This is a genomic window from Actinomyces sp. Z5, assembly GCF_003287795.1.
GTDB classification, from domain to species: Bacteria; Actinomycetota; Actinomycetes; order Actinomycetales; family Actinomycetaceae; genus Actinomyces; species Actinomyces glycerinitolerans.
The window spans coordinates 1-4,085 of the sequence record NZ_QMIN01000087.1; the positions used below are offsets into that span (position 1 = coordinate 1).

General features: G+C 69.4%; 3 protein-coding genes. All 3 read right to left on the reverse strand.

The window, feature by feature from the left end; all coding sequences use genetic code 11:
• Positions 1–100 precede the first annotated feature (100 nt).
• Positions 101–1,723, reverse strand: coding sequence for a TROVE domain-containing protein (locus DRB06_RS12210; protein WP_111820092.1), 1,623 nt, complete (start codon positions 1,721–1,723; stop codon positions 101–103).
• A gap of 923 nt (positions 1,724–2,646) precedes the next feature.
• The gene (locus tag DRB06_RS12215; RefSeq protein WP_111820093.1) at positions 2,647–3,237 is read right to left on the reverse strand and encodes a DUF1349 domain-containing protein; all 591 of its coding nucleotides are present in this window, start codon (positions 3,235–3,237) and stop codon (positions 2,647–2,649) included.
• 62 nt (positions 3,238–3,299) lie between these two features.
• Positions 3,300–4,085 (reverse strand): DUF5131 family protein (locus DRB06_RS12220; RefSeq protein ID WP_220093028.1); only part of this gene is annotated, 786 nt, incomplete at its 5' end.

Here is a 4,085-nt window from a genome sequence, read left to right on the forward strand (position 1 = left end):
CCGGGCCGCCAACGGGTCGGATACTCCCATTGAGCGTGCCGGAGGGCGGCCATCCCCGTCTGGGACGGCCGCCCTCCGGTTGCGCACTGTGCGCAGCGGGTCAGAGCCCACCTGAGAGCCCCCGCGAGAACTCCGTGATCAGGCTCGGCACCGCGGTGTCGAAGCCAACGACGTCGAGCATGCCGGCATCGTCCGGGTCGGCGATGGAAAAGCCCGTGGAGGTCATTCCCACCACGACGAGCCTGGCGGGGATGCCGCTGTGCTCGCGGTAGCGACGCAGCGCCTGGAACGGGTGGATGTCACCGGCCCAGGTCTCGTTATCGGTGTAGATGACGAAGGTGTCCACTTCCAGGTCGTGCTCGGCGGCGTACAGCATGGGCAGTGCGCAGTCCGTACCACCGAAGGGCATCGCGTCCACCACCTTCAGCGCGTCGTCGAGACGACGGCGGGGGCTGATGTCCAGCGGGGCCATGGCGGCCGGCTGCCAGTATCCCGGGCGAGCGCTGGAGAAGGCGAAGGCAGCGGAGCCCGGCTCGGTGGCCAGTTGCACCAGCGCCAGCGCGGCCGCCGCCTCGCGGGCTGTCAAGGCCATGCCGGAGATCGGCATACCCATGGAGCCGGACACGTCGACGGCCAGCATGGTGCGCTTCCCCGCACTCTCCGCGGCACCGAAGGCCGCGTAGAAGGCGGCGTCCAGCGCGTCGGCGACCTTCGTCGTCGGCGTCCAGGCGCTCTTGCCGCGCCGGGAGAACCCGGAGGCGTAGGTGCGCTGGGCGATCAGCGCGGATACCGGGTGCACGCGGGCGGCACGCAGGCGCTCGGTGTCGGTCAACTGCGCGCAGACCTCATCGGTGCGTCCACCCATTGCGGGCAGCAGCCCCAGTCGGGTCAGGCGCGGCAGCTGGCGCATGAGTGCGGTCAGCGGCACCCCGGCGTCGAGCAGCGCATCCCAGACTTCGGGCCGGGCCAGCGCCGCATCCGGCAGCATCTCCCAGGTCAGGCGGTAGTCGCGGACGATCCGCGCCCAGGTGGCATCGGCGTCGGCCCGAGCGGCATCCACTTCCTGAGCCTTGACGAAACCCTCGATCAGGGAGGGCGTCTCCTCCCCTACGGTGCCGTGGGCGATCCAGTCGAGGGTGGCGCGCATGTCGGCCTCCGCGGCGGCCGGGTGAGCCAGGCGCAGCAGGTCGCGGTGCGTCCAGCCGTCGCGCTGGCGGTACTTGACCGCCTGGTAGGCGAGCTGCTCGGCGGTCTTGGTCGTGTACCAGGAGCCGACGGCGCGGCGCAGGCCGCGCCCCCATCCACGGAACTGCTCGACGTAGGTGGCGAAGGTGAACAGGTGCGTTCCGGTGCGGGCCACACGCGGCAGCGCCGCGAGCGCGGCGTCACGGGCCTGCGACACGGAGGCGGCGTACGCCAGGGCGAACAGCGCCGGGTTCTGCTTCGGCGCAGCACCGGCGGTGGAGACCTCGATGATCGTGTTCACCAGCCCCTGCGGGTCGGCGACCGCCATGCGGTGCAGGACCTCGGCGTTCTCGAGTGCCAGCGTGCGGGCGTCGGTGTAGTAGGTACCGCCGTCCACGCCCAGGATCAGGAAGCGACGCAGGCGGGCGGCGTCATCGAGCGCGAAGCCGTAGCCGCCGGCGGCGTTACGCACCTGGCCGGTTCGAGCCAACTCACGCTGCGGCGTGCGCCGAGTACTGATGCCCTTCAAGAAATCCATTTCTTCTTCCCTCTCCTTTCCTGTTTCCGGGGATATGAGATGTGCCGGGGTGGCGGCGGGCGTGTTCTTGCCCGCCGGACAAGCGGTGTCAACCGCGCTGTTGGAGAGCGATAACCGACCGGCTTCGGCCCGCCGCCATCCCGCACGAGCACAGGGGGTGCGCCCGTATTCAGGCTGCACGAACGGCGGAGGCGGGCGTGTGTTCGGCCTCCGGATCCTCCGAGGAGGGTTGGGGTCGAACCAACTAATACCGATAACCGAAGACCTTCCGGCCCGCCGGCGCACCGTTCGCGCATATCGGCCGTGGCCGACTCGCAGGAGTGTAGACCCCTACACACCCGGAACTCAATCCATCCTCACCGGTGATGTTTGTGAGGTGACACACCCGCCCCACCAGGCCGCCCGCCAGAACCGGCTCCCTACCAGCACGCGAGACCGTCTCAGAGCCCTCCGACTCCGGGCCGCGTCTCGTACACGAGTTCTCTGCAAAGACACGACTTTTGGAGCTTCGCGTGCGCTGTGTACGTGCAAAGCTCCGGAACTCGTGTATCCGACGCAAACTCGTGTTCCTGCCACCGCGCCGACTCCCACGCCCCCCCCCACACCATCGGCCCGGGCAACATGTGCGCGAGCGGGCGTGAACCTGGCGGACTGTCCGAGCGGGCGTGGCACGATGACCGGAGCCGACCGCTCTACCCTTGAGCTACCGACGAAATGCCGACGAGGACTCGAACCCCGAACCGCCGGTCCGATAACCGACCATCTCCGGCCCGCCCGAACGCTTGTACCGTAACGCTCGCCCGGTACTCCGTCAACCGCCCGAGCCGGAGTCAATAGGTCCGAGTTCGCTCGACAGACCCTCACGGCCTCTACGGCGTGAAGATCCGTCCTTCCGCAGGCGAACATCCCCTCGCTAGGGGAAGTCAGTGAAGGGAGATGTCCGCGTCCGTGACCCGCCAGGCGTGGAAGGGCACGGTCAGCCCGGCTCGACTGGGAGCACACAGGAATGGGCCGGCCTCGGCTACGGCGTCCTCCGGGAAGGGCAGTAGGCGCACCATGCGCAGTGCAGCGGTGCCGTCGGGCGAAATGAGCCCCGCACGCATGGTGATCGCATCGCCCGCGCGACTGAGTCGCACACGCACGCGCTTGCCCTGCCAGTCGGGCACGGGTGCCACCGACCAGTCGGAGTTGCCGGCAGTGACGACGGCGCCGAGCTGGCAGGCGCCGTCGGAGAACTCCACCCCGGCCTTGACCCAGTTCTCGGCGTCGACGCGCACCATGACGCCGGCCTGGTCGAAGTTCTCGGTGAAGGCGGCGGTCATGTCCACCTCGACCGCGGTGTTCTGCTCGAAGGGGGCCAGCAGGGCATGGGCGGTGTCGACGATGAAGCCGTAGCTGGTGCGCCGCCACGCATCCGACTTCTCGACGGCGGTGACCAGCAGGTCTCCGTCCCTCTCCTCGACTGCGGCGGGCGGGTTCAGCCAGTGTCCTGCGGACCAGGGAAGCGTCGTCATGATCCGAGCCTAGCCGCGGTTGCCCCGACTGTCGCGCGCTTGGCGCCGGGAAACGAAGCGCCTCAGGCGCAGCGCCCCCGATACAGGCCGTTGCAGATGGGGCGGGAGCCGCAGTTCAGGCAGTCGCCGTCGAATTGGGGCACGTGCAGTTCGGCGGCGGGAATCTCCCAGCCGAGCGGGGCGCGCAGGCGCCAGGGTCGGCGATCCTGCGCGGTGTAGGACAGGCCGGAGCGGTGGGCCTGCACGGACTGGTTGCGCTTGGGGCCCATCCGGTAGGTGCGCCCGTCCTTGATCAGCGTGGAACCGGTCTCAATGAAGGTCATGGACACGTCCGCCTGCTCGCACTGGGCGCGCAGGGAGCGGACCCAGTCGACGTCGAGCGGCCGGGCGCCGCCGTAGTTCTCTCCGCCCACGATCAGTTGCTCGATCTGCCCGTCGGACAGATAGCGCCCCAGTTCGATGGGGCCGATTAGGGGCGCGGCCATGGCGCCCTTGTGCGTGAAGGGCAGGTCGAGCAGCACGGGCAGGCGCTGGTCGGTGCGGCGCTGGTTCTCAATCGACACCGAGAGCATGACGTTGTCCCAGCCGTCGCCCCAGTCACTGGGCAGGCAACGGGCGACGCGGTGGGGGCGCTTGGTGAGCAGGAAGAACTTCACGTCCGGGCGGGCGCGGATGATGTCCCAGGCCTCCTCGCGCCAGGGGTCGGCCTGGCGCAGGAAGAAGTCGCTGGTCATGCACACGCGCAGCATCTCGCCGGCGCGGACCTTGTAGGCGCCGGTGCGGTCGACGGCGAGCGGGTAGCGGAAACCATCGTCGCCTACGCGGCGGATGAGCTCGCCGTCGACGCC